The following is a 19,425-nucleotide window of genomic DNA, read 5'->3' as shown; positions in this document are numbered from 1 at the left end:
ACCTTGAAGCCAGGAGCGGTTCGGTGATCCATTTCGACAACGTCAGCAAGCGTTACGGTAGCGGTCAGGATGCCCTGTCCCGGGTCAGCTTTGAGGTGGCCAAGGGTGAAATGGTGTTCCTGACTGGCCACTCCGGGGCGGGCAAAAGTACGTTGATGAAGCTGATCATGCTCATGGAGCGTCCCTCGCAAGGTCAGGTGTTTATCGATGAGCGCAACCTCAACCGCCTTGCCCGGCGACACATTCCCTATTTTCGTCGCAAAGTGGGGGTCGTCTTTCAGAATCACCAGCTGCTGTTTGACCGCAGTGTCTTCGATAATGTCGCCCTTCCTCTGCAAATTGCGGGTCATCAGCCTGCCGAAGTGGGGCGGCGAGTGCGGGCCGCTCTCGATAAGGTGGGACTGCTGCAGAAGGAGCGGCACAACCCGATTGTCCTGTCCGGTGGGGAGCAGCAGCGCGTCGGGATCGCCCGGGCGGTCGTGAATAAGCCGCCGTTGCTGCTGGCGGATGAACCCACAGGGAATCTCGATCCGGAGCTTTCCGCCGATATTATGAATCTGTTCGAGCAGTTCAATGACGTGGGGGTGACCATCATGATTGCCAGCCACGATCTCGCCTTGCTGCAACGAATGAACAAACGGGTGCTCGGACTTTCCGGCGGTCGCGTGGTACACGATGGGGTGTTGACCTGATGGCACGCCGTCCCATTGCACCGTCGGAAAAAACGGCCAAGCCTCGGCCCAAAGGTGCCAGCCAAAGCCGCACCCGGTTGACGCACAAGCTTGACTCCTGGCAGGCGCATCACAGCACAACCGCTGTGGAAAGCCTGCATCGCCTGTTTCGAACGCCGCTGCAAAGCCTGCTGACCTGGCTGGTCGTGGCCGTCGCTGTGGCGCTGCCGGCAGCGCTGTATCTGGTACTGCATAATATCGAACACCTGGGTTACAGCTGGCAGGATTCGGGCCAGATTTCCGTGTTTCTGCAACGCGACAGTCGGCCGGAAGCCATTGACCAATTGCGCGAGACGCTGGTGCGCGATGAGCGTATTGAGCGCGTCGAACATGTGCCCCCACAGATGGCGCTGGAGGAGTTCAAGGCCTACTCCGGTCTTGGTCCGGTGCTGGATGATCTTGAGCAGAACCCGCTGCCTGATGTGTTGCTTGTGAACCCGGCCACCAATGAGCCCGGCGCGCTCGCTGATCTCAGCGACTCGTTGGCTGAGCAGGCACTGGTAGCGGAGGTGCGTCTGGATATGGCCTGGGTCGAGCGATTGCAGGAAATGATGGAGCTCGGCCAGCGCGTTGTTTTGGCGCTGGGCTTTTTGCTGGCGCTGGGAGTGCTGTTGGCCATTGGCAATACGATTCGGCTGGCCATTGAGAGCCGGCGCGATGAAATTCTGGTGGTCAAGCTGGTAGGTGGCACCGATGCGTTTGTGCGGCGTCCGTTTCTTTACACCGGGCTGTGGTACGGTGTCGGCGGCGGCCTGCTGGCACTGGTGCTGTTGGCGGCGGGCTTGTGGTGGCTCTCGGTGCCGGTATCGAAGCTGGCGGATCTCTACCAGAGTGAATTTCGGCTGCAAGGTCTGGGGTTGACCAAAAGCCTGCAATTGGTGCTGCTTTCCGGGCTTCTGGGCCTGCTGGGTGCCTGGCTGGCCGTGGCTCGACATCTGATCCGAATCGAGCCCCGGTGACGTATACTTTAATGAATGTTCGCCAAGTGCTCGCAAAGAAAGGTTAACCTGCTGATTTGAAAGGGTTTTAGGAATTTTGGGGGAACTTTTGGGGGCTTGGCAGCTCAAAGACACGGTGCTACACTCGATAGCAGACCCATACGGAGGTAAGTGGTAATGAACACTGGCCTGATTCCGGCCGGGGTACTCTCACCCGGTGCCAATTTAAATGCCTATGTCCAGGCTGTCGGCGGATTCCCGGTACTGTCCGCGGAAGAGGAAAATCGTCTGGCGGAGGATCTGTATTACAACGGCAATCTCGAAGCGGCCCGTCATCTGGTGATGTCTCACCTGCGCTTTGTGGTCCATATTGCCCGTTCCTATAACGGTTACGGATTGCCTCTGGGCGATCTTATCCAGGAAGGCAATGTCGGACTGATGAAGGCCGTCAAGCGCTTTAATCCCGAAAAAGGTGTGCGCCTGGTGTCGTTCGCGGTGCATTGGATTAAAGCCGAGATTCACGAGTTCATCCTGCGCAACTGGCGCATTGTAAAAGTCGCTACCACCAAGGCCCAGCGCAAGCTGTTCTTTAACCTGCGCGGTGCGAAAAAGCGCCTGGCGTGGTTGAACAACGACGAAGCGGAAGCCGTGGCAGAAGACCTGGGCGTTGATGTCAAACACGTTCGGGAAATGGAAGGTCGTCTCTCGTCTTATGATGCGGCTTTCGATGCGGGCGAAGACGATGACGACGATAGTCATTATGTAGCCCCGGTCCACTACCTGGAAGACCGTCGTTATGATCCGGCGGTGCAGCTGGAAGAGGCGGACTGGGAGGCCAACAGCGTTAATAGCCTTGAACTGGCCATGAACGAACTGGATGATCGCAGCCGTGCCATTCTGCAGCGTCGCTGGCTTTCTGAAGACAAAGCGACACTCCATGAGCTGGCCGATGAGTACGGTGTGTCCGCTGAGCGTATTCGCCAGCTTGAGAAAAATGCCATGAAAAAGGTGAAGGTTGCGATGACTGCCGCCGCCTGATGAGCGGTCTGGCCTTGATGGTCGTCTGTCGTCCCAAAGCCGCGCTTTTGCGCGGCTTTTTTGTGAGTGCTGTGTTTATTTGTTCATCGGATATAACGTGAGATAGCCATGTCCGCTCCTGTTCTTTTGATGTTAGCCGCTTTCTCGGGCCTTGTGTCGGTAGTGATGGGTGCCTTTGCGGCACATGGTCTGCGCGGAAAACTGACAGCGTCGGCGCTGTCCGCGTTTGAAACCGGTGTTCAGTATCAGATGTATCACGCCCTGGCGTTGCTGGGCGTGCTGGCCCTGATGCGTTCGCTGGGCACGGGGGTGTTGCTGCAAGGTGTGGCCTGGGCGTTTGTGCTGGGAACCGTGCTTTTCTCCGGCAGCCTGTATGCGCTCGCCCTGGGTGGGCCTCGCTGGCTGGGGCCGGTGACGCCGTTGGGTGGTCTGTGTTTTATCGTGGGCTGGGGCTTGCTGATGGCGGTGGGTTGGCGTACTTTGCGCGGCTGAATTTAAACCCAGAGTGAGATTGGTGTGACTGATTCCAATATCGACAGGGATGATCGCTTGCTGATCCGTCCCGAATACAAACCCAAGGCCATCCGCAGTTATGTGATTCGCGCCGGGCGCATCACGGAGGGGCAGCGGGCGGCGTTTGATCGTTGGTGGCCTGAGTACGGCCTGAGTCTTCACGATGGCGTGTTCGATCCTGAAGCGTCCTATGGTCGCCGGGCGCCGCTGGTGCTGGAAATCGGTTTTGGTATGGGTGACTCCTTGTTGGCCATGGCGCGAGCGGAGCCCGAAAAAGATTTTATCGGCATCGAGGTTCACCCCCCGGGCGTAGGTCGTCTGATCAATCGTGCCGGAGAAGAGGGCGTGACCAACCTCCGCGTTTATATGGCTGATGCCATTGATGTGCTGGATGACTGTATTGCGCCTGGCAGTGTGGATCGGTTTCAGCTGTACTTTCCGGACCCCTGGCACAAAAAGAAACACCATAAACGGCGCATTGTTCAGCCGGAGTTCGTCGGGCGGGTTCGCAAGGTGTTGAAAGCGGAAGGGCTGTTTCATCTGGCGACGGACTGGCAGGCTTACGCCGAACACATGCAGGAGGTGATGGAGTCAGCCCCGGGGTTTACCAACGCCGTTGCGCCGGGAACCTACGCCGAACGTCCCTCTTATCGGCCCATTACCAAGTTTGAGCAACGTGGTGCCCGCCTGGGGCATGGCGTATGGGATTTGCTTTATCGGGTGCAGAGGGACGGATGACGCCCTCCGGGCGCCTGTTTTCAGGCCAAACGCGGTAATAATCGCAATTCCTGAGGTCCTTTGGTTTTCATCGGCGAGCTTAGACGGTATGCTCGCCGGGCACCCGTTTGAGATGCTCAAGCGGAATTTACACTGGCATTAAACTGTCATAATCGTCGGTTACAAAGCCACTGGCGTTTGGGCCCACTTTCCCAGGCTTGCCCGAACTGGGTACAATCGGCTGGCCGGATAACAATAAAACCACGGTGGTGGCGCAAACGAGTCGCCAGTGGTAGCACGTTTTAACGTGCGTGGAGTAGTCAATTGTCGAATTCAGAAGTGCAACAAAGCCGGTCAGTGAGCGACTGGCGCAGTGAGCGAGTGGCCCTGTGGTTGCGCCAGGGTGGCGTATGGTTGGGGCGTGTGCCCGCCGGGTTCTGGCGCTTCTGTATTCAATTTCTTCTCGTGCTCTGGCTGAGTTATACCCTGGCGCAACTGATTTGGTTGCTGGCGCCCGAGCCAGAGGTGCCCGACGCGCGAGTGGCTCCCAACGCCATTGTTTCCGAGCGTGGTAGTGGTAATGCGCGCACTGTGGATATTGCAGCGCTGTCCGGTCTGACCATCTTTGGCGAAGCCTCTGAAGGCGATATCGCCGACCTGGCGGACAGCGAAGCCGAACCGGCTGGAGGCCCCAGCATCGAGGACCAGGCGGTGGATACCGAGCTCAAGCTGGTCTTGCGCGGGGTCATGGGCAGTAATGAGGACCAGGCGGCCCGGGCCATCATCGCCGATGGCAACACGCAGAACCTGTATGCCCCGGGTGATGAACTGTCGGTGCGCGGTCGTGGAAAAGTCACCCTGGAGAAAGTATTGCCGTTGCGCGTCATTCTGGACAACGGGGGGCGCTACGAGTCGCTTTGGCTGTATACCGACGATGATTGGAGCAGCAACCTGGCCTCCAGCCGCCCGGTGCCGGATACTCCCAGTCGAAGCTGGGAGGGGGATGAGACGGAGCTTTACGACTCTCCTTCCGAAGACCCGCAGGACGGGTCAGACTCCGGGCAATTGGAGGACGCGGCTGAAGAGATGGGCGAACGCCTCGGCGGCAGTTCACTGTCCGATGTGGTCTCCATGAGTATCCACCGGGAGAATGGCCAGATCGTGGGTTATCGAATTCGTCCAGGTCGGGACCGGGATTTGTTCAATTCGCTCGGTCTTCAGGAAAATGACGTTGTGAAAGCCGTAAACGGGGTGGCGTTGACCAGTCCGCAGCGAGTGATGGAAATCTATCGTGATATGGGCGATGCCCGATCCGCCAGCCTGCTCATTGACCGAGGCGGTCAGGAGTTGTCCGTTGATATCGATCTCGAATAACCAGCGAGGAAGACCAGTGAAAGTGTGTGTGCAACGTCTGGCGGGAGTCGTCGCAACGGCACTGCTGTTCGCAAGTGTCAGTGCCTGGGCGCAACAAACCTGGACGGTCAACTTTAAGGACACGGACATCCAGGAAGTGATCAAGTTCGTGGCGGATGCCACTGGCAAAACCATCGTGGTGGATCCGAAAGTGCGGGGGCAGGTCCGGGTGATCTCGCAGGAAGCCGTCAATAAAGACGAGCTTTATCAGTTGTTTCTGTCCATGATGGACGTACAGGGCTTTACAGCGGTAGAAAACGGGAATGTCGTGCGCATTGTCCCCAATAGGGATGCCCGCTCGCTGCCTGTGCCCACTGACCTGGGCGCCGACCCGGTGGGAGACGACACCTATATTACGCAAGTGCTCCGGCTGGACAATATCAGTGCCTCCAAAGTGTTGCCGACCCTGCGCCCCCTGGTGCCTCAGCACGGTCACCTTTCGGCCTACGATCCCAGTAACGCCATTATTGTGACCGACACTCGTTCCAATATTCGCCGTTTGAAAGAAATCATTGCCCAGATCGACCAGTCCTCAGTGGTGGAGACGGAACTGATCGAGCTGGAATTTGCGCTGGCCGAGGATGTGGCCCGGGCCGTTACCCAAATCGAAAAACCCGGTTCCGAAACCGGCAAGACCGATGTCACCATCGTGCCGGACAAGCGCATCAATGCCGTGCTGGTACACGGCGACGATTTACAGCGTGAACGGGTTCGCCGACTGATCGAGCGCCTGGATCGCCCTCGCACCAAAGACAGCAATGTGCGGGTGGTCTATCTCAAATACGCGAAAGCCGATAATGTTGCTGAAGTGCTCAATGGCGTTCTCCAGAACATGGCTCGTGCCGAGGAAGGTGGTGCCAACAGCGGAGGAGGGCGTCGGCAAGAGATCAATGTCCAGGCGGACGAGGACACCAACTCGCTGCTGATGACCGCCGACAGCGATACGATGGAATCACTGCTGGCCGTGATCGACAGTCTTGATATCCGTCGTGCCCAGGTACTGGTCGAGGCGATCATCGTGGAAGTGGAAGACACCGATGGCCGTGAGCTGGGTATTCAATGGATGTACCGTGACAGCGACTACGGTTTTGGCAGCTCTACACTCGGCAACGGCCAACTGGGCGCTATTGGTCAGGGTGCTCTGGATGACAGCGATGAAGGGTTGGTAGACCTGGCTGGTGCGCTTTCACAAACGTCAGGGCAGCTGTTTGGCATCGGTCGGCTTGGGGAGCGCACCGATTTTCTCGGCATTCTCAATATGCTGCAGGAGAACAGCTCGACGAACATTCTGTCCACGCCCAACCTGCTGACCACGGACAACCACACCGCGTCGATTTCCGTGGGGCAAAACGTTCCTTTCGCGACGGGCTCCTATTCCTCCACCGGGGGTAACAGTAACCCCACCAACCCGTTCCGCACCATTGAGCGTCGCGATGTGGGTATCCTGCTGGAAGTGACGCCTCATGTAAACGCGGGGGACAGCGTGGTGCTGGATATTTCCCAGGAGGTCTCAAGCCTCTCCAATTTGAACAACCAGGACGGCCCGATCACCAACCAGCGTAAGCTGGAGACGCAAGTGCTGGCCGCCAATGGCGAAACGGTGGTGCTGGGCGGCCTGATTGAAGAAGAAGTGCAGACCACGGTGCAGAAGGTGCCCTTCCTGGGAGACATCCCCATGCTGGGCCGCTTGTTCCGCAACCAGTCCGACTCGTTGAACAAAACGAACCTGCTGGTCTTTATTCGCGCAACCGTGATTGAAGACGATCAGTTGCTGCGCGGCGCTACCGCAGAGAAGTACAAAACCCTGCGCGAGCAACAGGAGCGTCGCCGTCGCAGCGGTGGCATGCTGTACAGCACCGACGATATTCCCATGCTGCCCACCTGGGAGCAGAAAGTGGAAGAAGCCGCGCGCATTCGCATGATGAGCGGGCAGTCGGACCAGAGTGAAGACGATGAGGCACAAGCCGAGGAGTAAGGTGTGACTGCCGAGCCGATGCCGGAAGAGTATCAGGAACCCCAATCTCTGGTGGCAGAAGAACTGTCGGAGGATGAGGTTCAGGCGGCCAGCGCGGGCGACGATGTAGCCCAGGCGCGGCTGCCGTTTGGCTTCGCCTCCACACACGGTGTCATGCTGGACGAAGACGAGCGCGAATTAACGTTGTTGTATCGGCCCGGCCTCAATTTGAATGTCTTATTGGAATTGCAGCGTTACCTGGGGGCGGAGTTCCGCTTGCGCGAAATTCCCACCGATGAATTCCAGCGGCTGCTCACACGCGTATACCAAAGTGGCGATGGTGCGGCGCAACAGGCGGCGGAAGATTTGGGGGCGGAGTACGACCTTTCCTCCATGGCCGATGACCTGGCGGACCGCACCGATTTGCTGGCTGGTAACGATGACGCCCCCATCATCCGCCTGATCAATGCCATTTTGTCGCAAGCGGTTCGGGAAGGCGCCTCGGATATTCACCTGGAGCCGTTCGAGGACCGCGTATCGGTACGCTTTCGAATCGACGGTGTCCTGAGCGAAATTCTCTCACCCAAGGCCGAGCTGGCCCCGGTGCTCGTCTCGCGCCTGAAAGTCATGGCGCGGCTGGACATTGCCGAGAAACGTCTTCCCCAGGATGGCCGGATTACCGTGCGCCTGGCGGGTCACGCAGTGGATATTCGCGTATCCACCATCCCCTCGGCGCACGGTGAACGCATCGTGCTGCGTCTGCTGGATCAGGCGGCGGGCCAACTCACGCTCAACCAGCTGGCGATGCCGGAACAGGTGCGTGACCGACTCGCCAAGGCGCTGCTCAAACCCCATGGCATTATTCTGGTCACCGGTCCGACCGGCTCCGGTAAAACCACCACGCTGTACGCCGGGCTCAGTCACATTAATACCCGCAGCCGCAATATTTTGACCATTGAAGACCCGGTGGAATACTTGCTGCCCGGTATCGGTCAAACCCAGGTGAATGCCAAAGTGGATATGACCTTTGCCCGCGGGCTGCGCGCTATTTTGCGGCAGGACCCCGATGTGGTGATGGTGGGGGAAATTCGGGACGGGGAAACCGCCGAAATCGCCATTCAGGCGAGTTTAACCGGTCACTTGGTGTTGTCCACGCTGCACACCAATACCGCGATCGGTGCGGTTATGCGGTTGAAAGATATGGGGGTGGAACCCTTTCTGCTGGCGTCCAGCCTGGAAGTGGTCATGGCCCAGCGTCTGGTGCGTAAATTGTGCCCGGCCTGCCGCGAACCTCACGAGGCCGACGCGGCCGAACGGGAACTGATGAACTTGCCCGAGGGCGCGACGATCTACAAACCCGTGGGCTGCAAGCAGTGCAACAACATGGGCTATCGGGGCCGGAAGGGGATTTACGAACTCATTGAAATCAACGAACGGATGCGCCACCTGATTCACGAGCAAGCCGGGGAGCAGGCGCTTCTGGCCGAAGCGCGTCGTCACAGTCGCTCCATCAGTGACGATGGGCGGCAATGCGTGCTGGATGGCGTCACCAGCCTGGAGGAAGTCCTCCGGGTCACCACCGCCAGCTAGGCGAGCTGAACCGCGAGACGAACGATCATGGGCGCCTACAGTTATCAAGCACTGAACGAAGCCGGAAAAACCGTCAAAGGCATTCTCGAGGGAGACTCCGAGCGCCAGGTGCGCAGCCAGTTGCGCGCCAAAAAGCTCAAGCCGCTGGACGTCAGCAGTGTGACGGGCGGGCGACGCATGAGTGGCGCTACTGGCGGTGTAGAGGGCATGCGCCAGCGCTGGCGAGCCAAGCTCAGCGCTCGCGATTTGAGCCTGATTACCCGCCAGCTGGCATCGCTGGTAAAGTCCGGACTGCCGTTGGACGAAGCGTTGCAGGCGACGGCCAAGCAACAACAAAAGCCCAACAGCAAGCGCATTCTGTTACAGGTGCGCACCAAAGTGCTGGAAGGCTTCAGCCTGGCCCAGGCCCTGGGAGAAATTCCCACCGCTTTCGACAACATGTACCGCGCAATGGTCCGGGCCGGCGAAAGCTCGGGTTATCTGGCGCCGGTACTGGAACGGCTGGCGGAGTACACCCAAAGCAACCAGCAAATTCAGCAGCGCCTGAAAACGGCGATGATTTACCCGCTGGTGTTGTTGTTTATCAGTATCAGCGTGATTGTGGCGCTGATGGCTTTTGTGGTGCCCAAACTGGTGAGCGTATTCCAGCAGGGCGAACGCGAATTGCCAGCGTTAACCCAGTTTTTGATTGCCAGCAGTGATTTTATTATTCACTACGGCCACTACACTGTACTGGTGATTATCGGGCTGATCTATGGTTTCCGGCGCTTACTGCGCAACGAATCCCGGATGCGGCGATGGCACCAGATAAAATTGAAAATGCCGGTAATGGGCAATCTGATTTTACAGATCAACTCGGCGCGTTTTGCGTCCACACTGGCACTGCTTACCTCCAGCGGTGTGCCGCTTCTCCAGGCGCTGCGCATCGCCGGCCAGGTGATGACCAACAAAATTATGCAGGAAGCCTGCGAACAGGTGGCGGAAGATGTACAGGAAGGTACACCGTTGCACCGGGCCATGGAAAACTCCGGGTATTTTCCGCCGCTGTTAATTCAACTGGTGGCCAGCGGCGAGACCAATGGCACTTTGTCGGAGCAGTTGGAAAACGCCGCACAGGATCAGGAACGCGAGCTGGAAATGATGCTTGGCGTGGCCATGGGGCTTCTGGAACCTTTCACCATTGTGTTTATGGGCGGCGCGGTGTGTCTGATCGTCATGGCCATTCTGCAGCCGATTTTCGAAATGAACAGCCTTGTTTGAAAAAGAGCATTGAAACAATGAGCTGCGCAACGGCGTGGCCACCCCGATTCTGGGCGTTTATAACACTGGGAGCTAAAACATTATGAACCGTAATCCGACACCTCTTCGCCTTCAGGGCGGCTTCAGTCTGATCGAAATCATGGTGGTGGTCATCATCATCGGCCTGTTGGCCAGCATCGTGGCCCCGGCGGTTCTGGATCGTGCTGATGAAGCGCGCCTGAAAAAAGTGCAGGCGGATTTCAACGCGATCCAGACGGCACTGAAGTTATACCGCATCGACAACTACGTGTATCCGAGCACCGAACAGGGTCTGGAAGCGCTGGTCAATCGCCCCACCATTCCACCCGAGCCACGCAACTGGCGCCAGGCTGGCTATCTTGAAAACCTGCCCACCGATCCGTGGGGTACGCCATACCAGTACATGAGCCCGGGTGAATCCCGCGAGTACGACATTTATACGCTGGGGGCGGATGGCGTGTCCGGAGGCGATGGTCAAAACGCGGATATCAGCGTCTGGGACGAGAGCTCTCAAGGTAACTAATGAGACACGCGGCCCTGGCGCAGCGACAGCGGGGCTTCACATTGGTGGAGCTGCTGGTCGTGCTGATGATTATCGGCATCGCCGTCGCCATGGCTTCGCTGTCCGTTGGCGGCGACGACGGCGGCTCCCCGGCGGAGGAGGAAGCCGATCACTTTCTGCTCATGACCCGGTTTGTCTCTGAGCAGACGGTGTTGGATCAGGAAGTGCTCGGGTTGTTCTGGGAACCCCGTTCAGTGTCCGGTACCACGCAACAACAGTGGTGCTATCGCTGGGAGCGGTTTCGCGACCAGGTTTGGGAAGCCACCAGCGACTTTCTGGAAGAGCGGTGCCTGCCCGAAGACATGCAATTGGAAGTGCGGGTGGAGGGCGATGAATGGCAGTACGACCCGCGTCAAGATCCGCCGCGTCCGGTGCTGGTGTTTTATCCCAGTGGCGAGGCCACGCCTTACGAAATGGCCATCATCCCGGACCGTTTTGGCGATGCGGAAACCCAGCGGGTGGAAGTGTCCATGATGGGGGAAGTGGCCTGGCTGAATCGGCTCTCTGAAGAAGAGTGGGAGCGGTGGGAATGAGCCGTCAACGCTTCATACAACCCCTTCAAAGGGGGGCTCAATCCCTCCAGCGGGGTTTTACGCTGATTGAAGTGATGGTGGCGCTCGTGGTGGTGGCCGTTGCGCTGCCGGCGTTCCTGACCCTCGTCATGACGCAGCTTGATGGCGCCGCCGCCATTCGCGATAAAACCCTGGCGTTCTGGGTCGCCGAAAATGAAATGACCAAACTGCGATTGCGCCGTCGTGAAGTACAGGATTTTACCCTGCCCGACCAGGAACAGGGCGAAGTGACGTTGGCCGGGATGGAGTGGCAGTGGAGGCTGACCAACGGCCCGCTCGAAATTGGCGAGTACGGTGAAATGGCAGAGTTCCGGGAAATCGATATCGAAGTCTCGCCGCTGTCACAGCCCGACAATATCCTGGCAACGCTTTCCGGGGTGTTTCAGGATGACCCATAGTCGCGCCCGGCGCCAAGGGGGCTTTACGCTCCTGGAAATGATGGTGGCGCTGGCCATCGCTGGCGCTATCGCGGCGATTTCGTATCAGGCGCTGTCGGTGGCGAGCGATGGTGCGGAGAGAACGCGGGAAGTGATGGGCCGGATCAATGCGCTGGATCGTACCTGGCAGATCATCGGCGCTGATTTTCGGCACATACTGCCTCCGGAACCGGGGCCAACTGGAATGCGTTTTTCCTTTCAGTCCGATCCGCTGAACGGCATTGGCCAGGACGAACGGCTGTTACTGTTTTCCCGCCACGCCTGGCTCAACCCGATGGAGCGGCTGCGCAGCGACTTGCAGGAGGTGAGCTACCGTTTGGAGGAAGGCACGCTGTGGAGAGATTATCGGCCGGTGCGCAACCGACCGTTCGATGAGCTGGATTTTGAGGAGCAGGCCCTGAACCAGCGCATGGTCGAAGGCGTGGAACGTTTTGAGCTGTTGTTCCTCTCGCGCTCACTGATGAGTCGCTCAGGGCGCAGCGCACTGGAAAGCGATGATTACACCCGGGACTGGGCGCTGGCCTGGCCAGATCCGAATCAGGTGGGAGGCGACCCGACGGAGCTTCCGCTGGCGGTTCTGGTAAGAATTGAGATTGAGGGGGTAGGTGTCAGTGAGCGCCTGTTCGAAATCACTCAGTTCTGAGCGCGGCACCGTACTGATCATGGCGCTGCTGATCGTGGGCGTGGTGGCGGCCTTGGCGGTGCGTTTTACCGCCGACTACCAGTTAGGGCTGGCCAAGGCGGAGAGTCGCTGGCACGGCGCTCAGGCACGCTCTTACTTATTGGCGGCCGAAACCGTGGCACAGTTCGTGTTGGAAATGGACCCGGATCCGGCGGTGGATTACCCCGACGAAGGCTGGGGTGGAGAAACCCCGGTGGAGTTTGGTGGAGTGTGGCTGTTCGTGTCGATTACCGACGCGCAGAGCCGGATTAACCTGAATGATCTGAGCGGCGGTGACCTGACCTCCCAGAGAGCGCCGACAGACCCGCAGCGCTACACCGAACCGCAACGGCGTTTCATCCGGTTGCTGCAGACGTTTGAACAGGAGGGTGTCCCGCTGAATCCCGACGAAGCCGTAGCGATACTAGAGGCGGTGGTGGATTGGTTGGACCCGGACAACGAGGTTAGCGGGTTTGGCGGTGCCGAAGCGGATTATTATCTGGGGCTGGATCCGGAGTACCTGCCGGCCAATGGAGAGTTCAAAAGTGTGGAAGAGCTCCGGATGGTGCGCTACATCACCCCGGATCTTATGGAGCTGATCAGGCCCTATATTGAAGTGCTGCCCGCCGGGCAGTCGTTGAATGTCAACACGATGTCGCCGCGCTTACTGCGCACCTTGAACAGCAGCGATAACCTGATGCCACTCAGCGAGGTTCAGGCAGAACAGTTGGTTCAGGGCTGGCCACAGGACGGTTATTTTGTGGACGTCGCAGCGTTCCAGGGGGACAGCGTTTGGGCCAGCCTTGGGGTGACACCGGACACCAACGGTTTGGGCGTGGGCACCAGCTATTTTGCGGTGAACACCATCGCTTCGCTGGTGGAGCAGAGGCGCGCTATGCGCAGTATCCTGCAACGTAACAATGACGAATTTGTCGTCGTGCGCCGCAACGATGTCTATTAGCGGCTTTTACGGATAAGATCTTTACGTTTATAGATCTTCACGCATATAGATCTTCACGCATATAAGGTAACGAATAAGGCAGCAAGCGTTTTTATGGCGAATCAACTTGTACTGTATAGCAATCGCGCTCAGGACCAGTTTCGCTGGTGTTGGCTCGACAGCGAACGACGCCCCCTGCTCGACAGTGCGGCGGCAGGCGATCTGGAAACGCTGGCCGCGGTGCTGGGCGACGGGCACCATAATGTCTGGTTGCTGCTGCCGGGCAACCAGGTGGTGACCCGCGAGCTGGAATACCAGGAGGCCGAGAAAAAACACCTGCGCCGCTTGCTGCCGTTTCAGCTGGAAGAGAGCGTGATTGGCGATATCGACCAGTTTCATTTTGCGCTCGGTGTCCCGCGTGACGGAAAAGTCGTTACGGCGTATGTGGAACGTGCCTGGCTTCGGCAGTTGTTTGATCGTCTGGCCGAGTATCGTATGGAAGTGCAGCACACCTGGCCACTGCCATTGCTGTTGCCGCTGGCCAAAGCCGAGATCGCCTCGTCGGAATATCCGGCGTGGAGCCTGCGGCTTCTGGGGGACAAGGTGCTGGTGCATTACGCGCCGAACCTGGGTTTCAGTCTGGAGCGGGACCAGGCGCGGCTGAGTCTGCAACTGCTTCTGACCGCTCAGAACCGCGTGGAGAATCTGCCTCGGCTGACGTTGCGCGCAGAAACCGATGCCGACCTCGTCGCTCTAATCGAGCTTTTGCCCGATGAGCTGAAAGATCGGATCGATGACCAGGCGGTTGCCCCGCTATGGGAGCTGGACTTTCAGCCGGACCATCGTCTCGATATCTCTCAGGGGGAGTTTTCCCGCCGCCTGCCGGTGCAGCGCTGGTGGCTTGATTGGCAGGGTGTCGTGGTGGCTGCGGCAGCCTGCCTGATGCTTTACATTGGCACGACCGTCTACCAGGTCAAGGCGCTGGAATCCGAAAATATCGAGATTCGCCGGGACATCGAACAGGTGTACCGGGGCGTGGCCGGGCAGGGCAACCTGGTGGATGCCGAACGGCAGTTGCGACAACAACTGAGCGAACTGCAACCGGCCAGCGCAGGGGGGCGGGTTACGCCGGTCCTGGCGGAACTGTTTCCGGTCCTGGCTGAAGCCGAGGATGTCACCCTGGGTGCCATTTCCTATTCGGCGCGCAACGGCGAACTCAGCTTGAACGTCAGCGCCAGCGCGTTTAACGCCATCGAGACATTGCGCGGTGCCATCGACGAAGCCGGGCTGCCTGCGGAATTGCTCAGCGCCAGCGCCCAGGGCGAGCGGCACAGCGCCCGCTTGAGGGTAACGCCCCCGGGAGGCCGTCCATGAAAGCATTTTTCGACTGGCTGGATCGCTACAATCGCCGTGAACAAACGATTCTGTTAATTGGCGGTGTCGCCGTGGTGCTCTACATCCTGTGGAAAGCGCTATTGGTGCCTCTGGCCGACTGGCGTGACAGCCAGGCCCGCACCAATGTCTCGACCAGCCAAAGCCTCGGGCGAGTGGAATTGCTGGCCGCGCAACTCGAACAGGCGCGCCGCCAGGCTCAACAGGGCGGCAATGGAGGCAGTAACCTCAGTGCCCTGGTGGACTCCAGCCTGAGGGCCAATAATTTGAGTATGAGCGGTTTTCAGCCGGGCACGGGTGGGCAGGTTCGGGTTCGTTTGGATGAGGTGCCGTATGACCGTTTCATGCAATGGCTGCACGACATGGAATATCAGCACGGTGTCAGCGTGGTGGATTTCTCCATGGCAGGCACCAGTGAGCAGGGCCGGGTTACGGTCAATATCCGTTTGCAGCAAAACTGAGGAGTCCAGACAAGATTATGTGGGATAGCATCTCCAGGTTCATTCCCCGGCTGCGCTGGATTGTATTGCTGGCACTGTTCACCGTACTGTTCGCCATCACCCGGATACCCGCCACATGGGCAGCCCATTTCATGACGCAGGGCAGTACGCTCGGGCTCAGCGGCGTGACCGGAACCGTCTGGTCCGGGCAGGCACGCATGGCCAGCGTGCGGATCGACAGCAACGATTATTCGCTGGGGGCGTTGCGTTGGGAACTGAACCCCTGGTCGGTATTGACCTTGCGGCCCTGCGCCGATGTCGCCGCCGATCTCGAAGCCCAGCGCATCGAGGGGCGGGTATGCGCCGGGCTGGGTGGCGCCGTCACCGTCACGGACACCAGCATCGATGCCCCGGCCAGTCTGGTGCAGGCGGGTGTCCCGGTCCCCGTGGATGGCCTGCTGGCCGCGAATATTCAACGGCTGCGTATGAATCAGGGGCAGTTGGTCGAGTTAAGTGGTAATCTGAGCTGGACTAATGCCCGTATTCAGGTGCAGGAGCGGTGGGTGAGCCTGGGCAGTTATGCGGCCGAGGCCCGGTACGACCCTGAGCCGGAGGCGCTGATTGCGGACGTGTTCGACTTGGACGCACCCGTGGATATTGACGTTGAGGCGCGCCTGCCGCTGGCCGGTGGGATTTTCCTCAACGGTGAACTGACGCTGAGTGATGCGTTCAGTGACAGTCTTCAGGCCCGGGAATGGTTGCCCATGGTCCTGGAGCACCGGGGGAGCAATCGCTATCGCGTCAACCTGCAATTCTAGGCGTGCTTCTTACTTAACTAACGAACGACGAGGGAAAGCCTATGTCCGTTGAAATCTCTGGTATTCTTGGCCTGATTCTTCTGGTGTGCGTGATCTACGCCATCATTCAGACGGCCCAGAGTGGCGAATCCAGCACCGCCAAGTTGATTTGGATCCTGGCGCTGTTGTTCCTGCCCTTTCTTGGTTTCATCATTTGGTTGTTTATCGGCCCGCGAGGAAAGTAAACAGTTTCGGGTTTCGGCAGGGGCGCCGCCAGTGAGCGCCGTCCTGCCGCTTAACGCCGTTTTCACTTATCCAGCAATGCTTCTACCTGCTTGCGATACTTTTCCTCATCGCCCGGGCGATAGCCCCGGTTAACATGCCTTACCTGCCCCCGCGCATCCACCACCACCGTGGTGGGCATGGCATTTACCTGATAGCGTCGGCTGACCTCACTGCTCGGATCGGCCAGTATCGGAAAGGAAACGGGCAGCTTTTCAAGGAAGGCTTTGGCGGCTTCGGTATTCTGTTCCACATTCACGCCGAGCAACACAAACCCGTCTTCTTCATACTCTTGATACATCGCATCCAGTAAGGGCATTTCTTTTCGGCACGGTGCGCACCACGACGCCCAGAAGTTGAGCATCACCACTTTCCCGCGCTGGTCGGCCAGGCTGATGCTCTCCCCCTCGAAGCTCTCGAGCGTGAAGTCCGGCGCTGGCTCCGCGTTTGTGCCCAGGCTCAAGGTCAATAACAGCGGCAGGCTCAGCCAGTGCCACATCGGGTATAGGGACCATTTCGAGTACAGCGGCATCATGTCATCCTCTCAGTGCAAACAGCCGTTAGCTTCTCCAACTCTATGGTCCGCTGTCAATCTTTGGTAGTCTTCATTGTGGAGGTGGCCAATCATGAGTCGAGCTCGTTGCGGTGTTACCTTTTCCTTCCGGGCCGTAAGTGCCCGTGCGTCCCGGTATCTTCTGATACTGGTGAGTCTTTTGATGCTGATAGCTGGCGCCACAAGCGCTCAAGCCGACACCCAGGCCAACACCCAAGCTCAAGCACCTCATATCGCTGAACTGACCATCGACGGCGCCATAGGCCCGGCGACCAAAGATTATATCCTGCGCTCCATCGACACGGCTTATGACGCGGGCGCTACGGCGATACTCATTCGCATGGACACGCCGGGAGGCCTGGACGCAGCGACGCGGGATATGATCAAAGGCCTTCTGGCGTCCCCACTGCCTGTGGTTACTTATGTTCATCCCGCTGGCGCCCGAGCAGCCAGCGCTGGCACCTATATTCTCTACGGCAGTCATATTGCGGCCATGACGCCCGCCACCAGCCTTGGCGCCGCCACACCGGTACAAATGGGCGGTTTGCCCTCCATGCCAGGCGGGGAGGAGGACACATCAGACCGGGATGAGCGTGACAGTGACAAACCAGAGGGCAGCGGTGACAGCGAGGAAGCCCCGCCGGAAACGCCTGCCAGTGAACCGCAAGACAAAAGCGGTGTGCCGCAACCCGCCAGCGCCATGGAACGTAAGGTCATTAACGATTCAGTGGCGTTTATTCGCGGGCTTGCGGATCGCTACGGACGCAATGCTGACTGGGCCGAGCGGGCGGTGCGTGAAGCCGTCAGTCTGACGGCCAGCGACGCGCTGGCGCAGAATGTCGTCGATGTGGTGGCCGAGAATCGTGAGTCTCTACTGGAGCAGATTGATGGGCGCGAAGTGGTGCTTGAGAGCGGTCCGGTGGTGCTGGAAACAGCCGGTCTGGAGATCGTGTCTTACGCCCCGGACTGGCGCAGTGAGTTGCTCAGCATCATCACCAACCCGCAAATCGCTTCGATCCTGCTATTGATCGGCGTCTATGGCCTGATTCTCGAAGGCTACAACCCCGGCGCCATGGTGCCCGGGGTCGTGGGTGTGATTTGCCTGCTGCTGGGGTTGTACGCCATGCAGGTGTTGCCAGTGAACTATGTGGGCCTCGCGTTGCTGGTGCTCGGTGGTGCGCTGATTGTGGCAGAGGCGTTCGTGCCGAGTTTTGGTGTGTTAGGTATTGGGGGTGTCATCGCGGTCGTGATGGGATCAATCATGCTGGTAGACAGCGATATTCCGGGGATGGAAGTGTCTTACGAAATTGTTGGTGCAATGTCCGTGGTGGGCATACTGATTGTGCTGGGTATTGTCACCATGGTGGGCCGAAGTCTGAAAATACCCAGTCGTGATAGTCGCTATGCGATGGTGAATCGTGAAGCCGAGGTGGTTCAGAGCCACGGGCTAAACGGGACGGTGAAAATTGATGGTGAGTTCTGGTCGGTCAGCAGCGAGCAAGCGCTGCGGCCAGGAGACTGGGTTCGGGTGGTGGACCAAAACGGGTTGCATCTGACGGTGGTGCCTAAATAGTTCAACCCTTAACGGAGGACTTATGTTGATTGAATATATGGTCGGTTTGTTACTGACGTTCATTGTATTGTTAATCGCCTATGCGATTCGCATTCTGCGCGAGTATGAACGTGGCGTCGTGTTTATTCTGGGCCGTTTTCAAACGGTAAAAGGTCCGGGTCTGGTCATCATCATTCCCTTCATCCAGACGATGGAAAAAGTGGACTTGCGCACGATTGTGATGGACGTGCCAAGCCAGGATGTGATCAGCCGCGATAACGTGTCGGTCAAAGTGAATGCGGTGGTTTACTTTCGAGTGGTTGATCCCGAAAAAGCCATCATCAATGTGGAGCAGTATTACGAAGCCGTGAGTCAACTGGCTCAAACCACATTGCGTTCGGTGCTGGGTAAACACGAGCTTGACGAAATGCTGGCGGAACGCGACAAGCTGAACCAGGATGTGCAGGAAATTCTGGATCAGAGTTCAGACAGCTGGGGCATTAAAGTCAGCAACGTGGAAATCAAGCACGTCGACCTTGACGAGAGCATGATTCGAGCAATTGCTCGACAGGCCGAGGCGGAGCGGTCGCGGCGCGCCAAGGTGATTCACGCCGAAGGTGAATTCCAGGCATCCGCCAAATTGACCGAAGCGGCGGAACAGTTATCGAAAAACCCGAATGCGATGACGCTGCGGTACTTGCAAACGCTGATCGATATCGCGGGCGAAAAGAACTCCACCATTGTGTTTCCGTTGCCGGTGGACATGATCGGGTCGATTATGGATCAGTTTAAATCCAAGTAGAGGAGCTTGTGGCCTATTGGTGTTTGGTTGGACGCTTGACGTTCGACCAGTCACCATAGGCCCTATTCATTCTCCTGCCGCGCATACACCTCAATCGCGTCGGTTTCGTCAATCACCACATCCAGAAGTATCGGCTGGCAGCATACCTGGCAATCTTCCACATAGGATTGCTCGGGTTCCGATGGGTCGATCAGTATGGCGATGACCTCGGAGCAGTAGGGGCAATGGATGTTTTTCTCGACCAGATCCGTCATAAACACCTC

General features: G+C 58.3%; 22 protein-coding genes. 20 read left to right on the top strand and 2 right to left on the bottom strand.

Annotation, left to right across the window (positions count from 1 at the left end; all coding sequences use genetic code 11):
- Positions 1-23: 23 nt before the first annotated feature.
- The 18 genes from ftsE (at position 24) to ACQCLF_RS04140 (ending at position 16,218) form a co-directional block, all read left to right on the top strand.
- Positions 24-692, top strand: a complete 669-nt coding sequence (gene ftsE / locus ACQCLF_RS04225; RefSeq protein WP_426985033.1) for a cell division ATP-binding protein FtsE — start codon at positions 24-26, stop codon at positions 690-692.
- A complete protein-coding gene (gene ftsX / locus ACQCLF_RS04220) occupies positions 692-1,690 on the top strand; it encodes a permease-like cell division protein FtsX (RefSeq protein ID WP_426985032.1) in 999 nt (332 codons plus the stop codon). The genes ftsE and ftsX overlap by 1 nt, the downstream gene beginning before the upstream one ends.
- A 156-nt stretch (positions 1,691-1,846) precedes the next feature.
- Positions 1,847-2,707 (top strand): RNA polymerase sigma factor RpoH, encoded by an 861-nt coding sequence (rpoH, locus tag ACQCLF_RS04215; protein ID WP_426985031.1) that lies wholly within the window; start codon positions 1,847-1,849, stop codon positions 2,705-2,707.
- A gap of 108 nt (positions 2,708-2,815) precedes the next feature.
- A complete protein-coding gene (locus ACQCLF_RS04210; RefSeq protein WP_426985030.1) occupies positions 2,816-3,199 on the top strand; it encodes a DUF423 domain-containing protein in 384 nt (127 codons plus the stop codon).
- A gap of 63 nt (positions 3,200-3,262) precedes the next feature.
- Positions 3,263-3,958, top strand: a complete 696-nt coding sequence (gene trmB / locus ACQCLF_RS04205; RefSeq protein ID WP_426985233.1) for a tRNA (guanosine(46)-N7)-methyltransferase TrmB — start codon at positions 3,263-3,265, stop codon at positions 3,956-3,958.
- 303 nt (positions 3,959-4,261) lie between these two features.
- Entirely contained in the window at positions 4,262-5,311 is a 1,050-nt protein-coding gene (gspC, locus tag ACQCLF_RS04200) for a type II secretion system protein GspC (RefSeq protein ID WP_426985029.1), read from the top strand.
- 16 nt (positions 5,312-5,327) lie between these two features.
- Positions 5,328-7,325: a type II secretion system secretin GspD gene (gspD, locus tag ACQCLF_RS04195; RefSeq protein WP_426985028.1), complete on the top strand. Its 1,998-nt coding sequence runs from the start codon at positions 5,328-5,330 to the stop codon at positions 7,323-7,325.
- A gap of 18 nt (positions 7,326-7,343) precedes the next feature.
- Positions 7,344-8,894, top strand: coding sequence for a type II secretion system ATPase GspE (gene gspE, locus ACQCLF_RS04190; RefSeq protein ID WP_426985232.1), 1,551 nt, complete (start codon positions 7,344-7,346; stop codon positions 8,892-8,894).
- A 27-nt stretch (positions 8,895-8,921) separates the two neighbouring features.
- Positions 8,922-10,154, top strand: coding sequence for a type II secretion system inner membrane protein GspF (gspF, locus tag ACQCLF_RS04185; protein ID WP_426985027.1), 1,233 nt, complete (start codon positions 8,922-8,924; stop codon positions 10,152-10,154).
- An 82-nt stretch (positions 10,155-10,236) separates the two neighbouring features.
- Positions 10,237-10,695 carry a type II secretion system major pseudopilin GspG gene (gspG, locus tag ACQCLF_RS04180; RefSeq protein WP_426985026.1) on the top strand — a complete coding sequence of 153 codons (459 nt, stop codon included), beginning with the start codon at positions 10,237-10,239 and terminating at the stop codon, positions 10,693-10,695.
- On the top strand, positions 10,695-11,267 hold the full coding sequence (locus ACQCLF_RS04175; protein ID WP_426985025.1) for a type II secretion system protein: 573 nt from the start codon (positions 10,695-10,697) through the stop codon (positions 11,265-11,267). Before gspG ends, ACQCLF_RS04175 begins: the two co-directional genes overlap by 1 nt.
- Complete coding sequence (gspI, locus tag ACQCLF_RS04170; RefSeq protein WP_426985024.1) at positions 11,264-11,704, top strand: type II secretion system minor pseudopilin GspI; 441 nt, start codon at positions 11,264-11,266, stop codon at positions 11,702-11,704. The genes ACQCLF_RS04175 and gspI overlap by 4 nt, the downstream gene beginning before the upstream one ends.
- Positions 11,694-12,386 (top strand): type II secretion system minor pseudopilin GspJ, encoded by a 693-nt coding sequence (gspJ, locus tag ACQCLF_RS04165; protein WP_426985023.1) that lies wholly within the window; start codon positions 11,694-11,696, stop codon positions 12,384-12,386. Before gspI ends, gspJ begins: the two co-directional genes overlap by 11 nt.
- Positions 12,355-13,365 carry a type II secretion system minor pseudopilin GspK gene (gene gspK, locus ACQCLF_RS04160; RefSeq protein WP_426985022.1) on the top strand — a complete coding sequence of 337 codons (1,011 nt, stop codon included), beginning with the start codon at positions 12,355-12,357 and terminating at the stop codon, positions 13,363-13,365. Before gspJ ends, gspK begins: the two co-directional genes overlap by 32 nt.
- Positions 13,366-13,458: 93 nt before the next feature.
- Entirely contained in the window at positions 13,459-14,718 is a 1,260-nt protein-coding gene (gspL, locus tag ACQCLF_RS04155) for a type II secretion system protein GspL (protein ID WP_426985021.1), read from the top strand.
- Complete coding sequence (gene gspM / locus ACQCLF_RS04150; protein WP_426985020.1) at positions 14,715-15,197, top strand: type II secretion system protein GspM; 483 nt, start codon at positions 14,715-14,717, stop codon at positions 15,195-15,197. Before gspL ends, gspM begins: the two co-directional genes overlap by 4 nt.
- A 17-nt stretch (positions 15,198-15,214) precedes the next feature.
- The gene (locus ACQCLF_RS04145; RefSeq protein ID WP_426985019.1) at positions 15,215-15,994 is read left to right on the top strand and encodes a type II secretion system protein N; all 780 of its coding nucleotides are present in this window, start codon (positions 15,215-15,217) and stop codon (positions 15,992-15,994) included.
- Positions 15,995-16,035: 41 nt separating this feature from the next.
- On the top strand, positions 16,036-16,218 hold the full coding sequence (locus tag ACQCLF_RS04140; RefSeq protein ID WP_426985018.1) for a PLDc N-terminal domain-containing protein: 183 nt from the start codon (positions 16,036-16,038) through the stop codon (positions 16,216-16,218).
- Positions 16,219-16,280: 62 nt separating this feature from the next.
- Here ACQCLF_RS04140 and ACQCLF_RS04135 read toward each other — a convergent pair whose 3' ends face one another.
- Positions 16,281-16,790 carry a TlpA disulfide reductase family protein gene (locus tag ACQCLF_RS04135; protein ID WP_426985017.1) on the bottom strand — a complete coding sequence of 170 codons (510 nt, stop codon included), beginning with the start codon at positions 16,788-16,790 and terminating at the stop codon, positions 16,281-16,283.
- Positions 16,791-16,881: 91 nt separating this feature from the next.
- Here ACQCLF_RS04135 and ACQCLF_RS04130 point away from each other — a divergent pair, with 91 nt between their 5' ends.
- Together ACQCLF_RS04130 and ACQCLF_RS04125 are read left to right on the top strand one after the other, a co-directional pair.
- Positions 16,882-18,381: an NfeD family protein gene (locus ACQCLF_RS04130; RefSeq protein WP_426985016.1), complete on the top strand. Its 1,500-nt coding sequence runs from the start codon at positions 16,882-16,884 to the stop codon at positions 18,379-18,381.
- Positions 18,382-18,403: 22 nt separating this feature from the next.
- The gene (locus ACQCLF_RS04125) at positions 18,404-19,162 is read left to right on the top strand and encodes a slipin family protein (protein ID WP_426985015.1); all 759 of its coding nucleotides are present in this window, start codon (positions 18,404-18,406) and stop codon (positions 19,160-19,162) included.
- A gap of 62 nt (positions 19,163-19,224) precedes the next feature.
- Here ACQCLF_RS04125 and ACQCLF_RS04120 read toward each other — a convergent pair whose 3' ends face one another.
- Positions 19,225-19,416: a CPXCG motif-containing cysteine-rich protein gene (locus tag ACQCLF_RS04120; protein ID WP_426985014.1), complete on the bottom strand. Its 192-nt coding sequence runs from the start codon at positions 19,414-19,416 to the stop codon at positions 19,225-19,227.
- Positions 19,417-19,425: the final 9 nt, after the last annotated feature.

Source organism: Marinimicrobium sp. ARAG 43.8 (assembly GCF_050113635.1).
Lineage (GTDB): Bacteria > Pseudomonadota > Gammaproteobacteria > Pseudomonadales > Cellvibrionaceae > Marinimicrobium.
This window is presented reverse-complemented; position numbering and strand designations above follow the sequence as displayed.

What these genes read in the sequence shown, in the direction of transcription:
- ACQCLF_RS04210 (WP_426985030.1), top strand. Translation starts at nt 2,816, where the DNA reads ATGTCCGCTCCTGTTCTTTTGATGTTAGCCGCTTTCTCGGGCCTTGTG.
- gspL (WP_426985021.1), top strand. Translation starts at nt 13,459, where the DNA reads ATGGCGAATCAACTTGTACTGTATAGCAATCGCGCTCAGGACCAGTTT.
- ACQCLF_RS04125 (WP_426985015.1), top strand. Translation starts at nt 18,404, where the DNA reads ATGTTGATTGAATATATGGTCGGTTTGTTACTGACGTTCATTGTATTG.
- gspG (WP_426985026.1), top strand. Translation starts at nt 10,237, where the DNA reads ATGAACCGTAATCCGACACCTCTTCGCCTTCAGGGCGGCTTCAGTCTG.
- ACQCLF_RS04175 (WP_426985025.1), top strand. Translation starts at nt 10,695, where the DNA reads ATGAGACACGCGGCCCTGGCGCAGCGACAGCGGGGCTTCACATTGGTG.
- rpoH (WP_426985031.1), top strand. Translation starts at nt 1,847, where the DNA reads ATGAACACTGGCCTGATTCCGGCCGGGGTACTCTCACCCGGTGCCAAT.
- ACQCLF_RS04135 (WP_426985017.1), bottom strand. Translation starts at nt 16,790, where the DNA reads ATGATGCCGCTGTACTCGAAATGGTCCCTATACCCGATGTGGCACTGG.
- gspM (WP_426985020.1), top strand. Translation starts at nt 14,715, where the DNA reads ATGAAAGCATTTTTCGACTGGCTGGATCGCTACAATCGCCGTGAACAA.
- ACQCLF_RS04145 (WP_426985019.1), top strand. Translation starts at nt 15,215, where the DNA reads ATGTGGGATAGCATCTCCAGGTTCATTCCCCGGCTGCGCTGGATTGTA.
- gspF (WP_426985027.1), top strand. Translation starts at nt 8,922, where the DNA reads ATGGGCGCCTACAGTTATCAAGCACTGAACGAAGCCGGAAAAACCGTC.
- gspJ (WP_426985023.1), top strand. Translation starts at nt 11,694, where the DNA reads ATGACCCATAGTCGCGCCCGGCGCCAAGGGGGCTTTACGCTCCTGGAA.
- ACQCLF_RS04130 (WP_426985016.1), top strand. Translation starts at nt 16,882, where the DNA reads ATGAGTCGAGCTCGTTGCGGTGTTACCTTTTCCTTCCGGGCCGTAAGT.
- ftsX (WP_426985032.1), top strand. Translation starts at nt 692, where the DNA reads ATGGCACGCCGTCCCATTGCACCGTCGGAAAAAACGGCCAAGCCTCGG.
- gspE (WP_426985232.1), top strand. Translation starts at nt 7,344, where the DNA reads ATGCCGGAAGAGTATCAGGAACCCCAATCTCTGGTGGCAGAAGAACTG.
- ACQCLF_RS04140 (WP_426985018.1), top strand. Translation starts at nt 16,036, where the DNA reads ATGTCCGTTGAAATCTCTGGTATTCTTGGCCTGATTCTTCTGGTGTGC.
- gspI (WP_426985024.1), top strand. Translation starts at nt 11,264, where the DNA reads ATGAGCCGTCAACGCTTCATACAACCCCTTCAAAGGGGGGCTCAATCC.
- ACQCLF_RS04120 (WP_426985014.1), bottom strand. Translation starts at nt 19,416, where the DNA reads ATGACGGATCTGGTCGAGAAAAACATCCATTGCCCCTACTGCTCCGAG.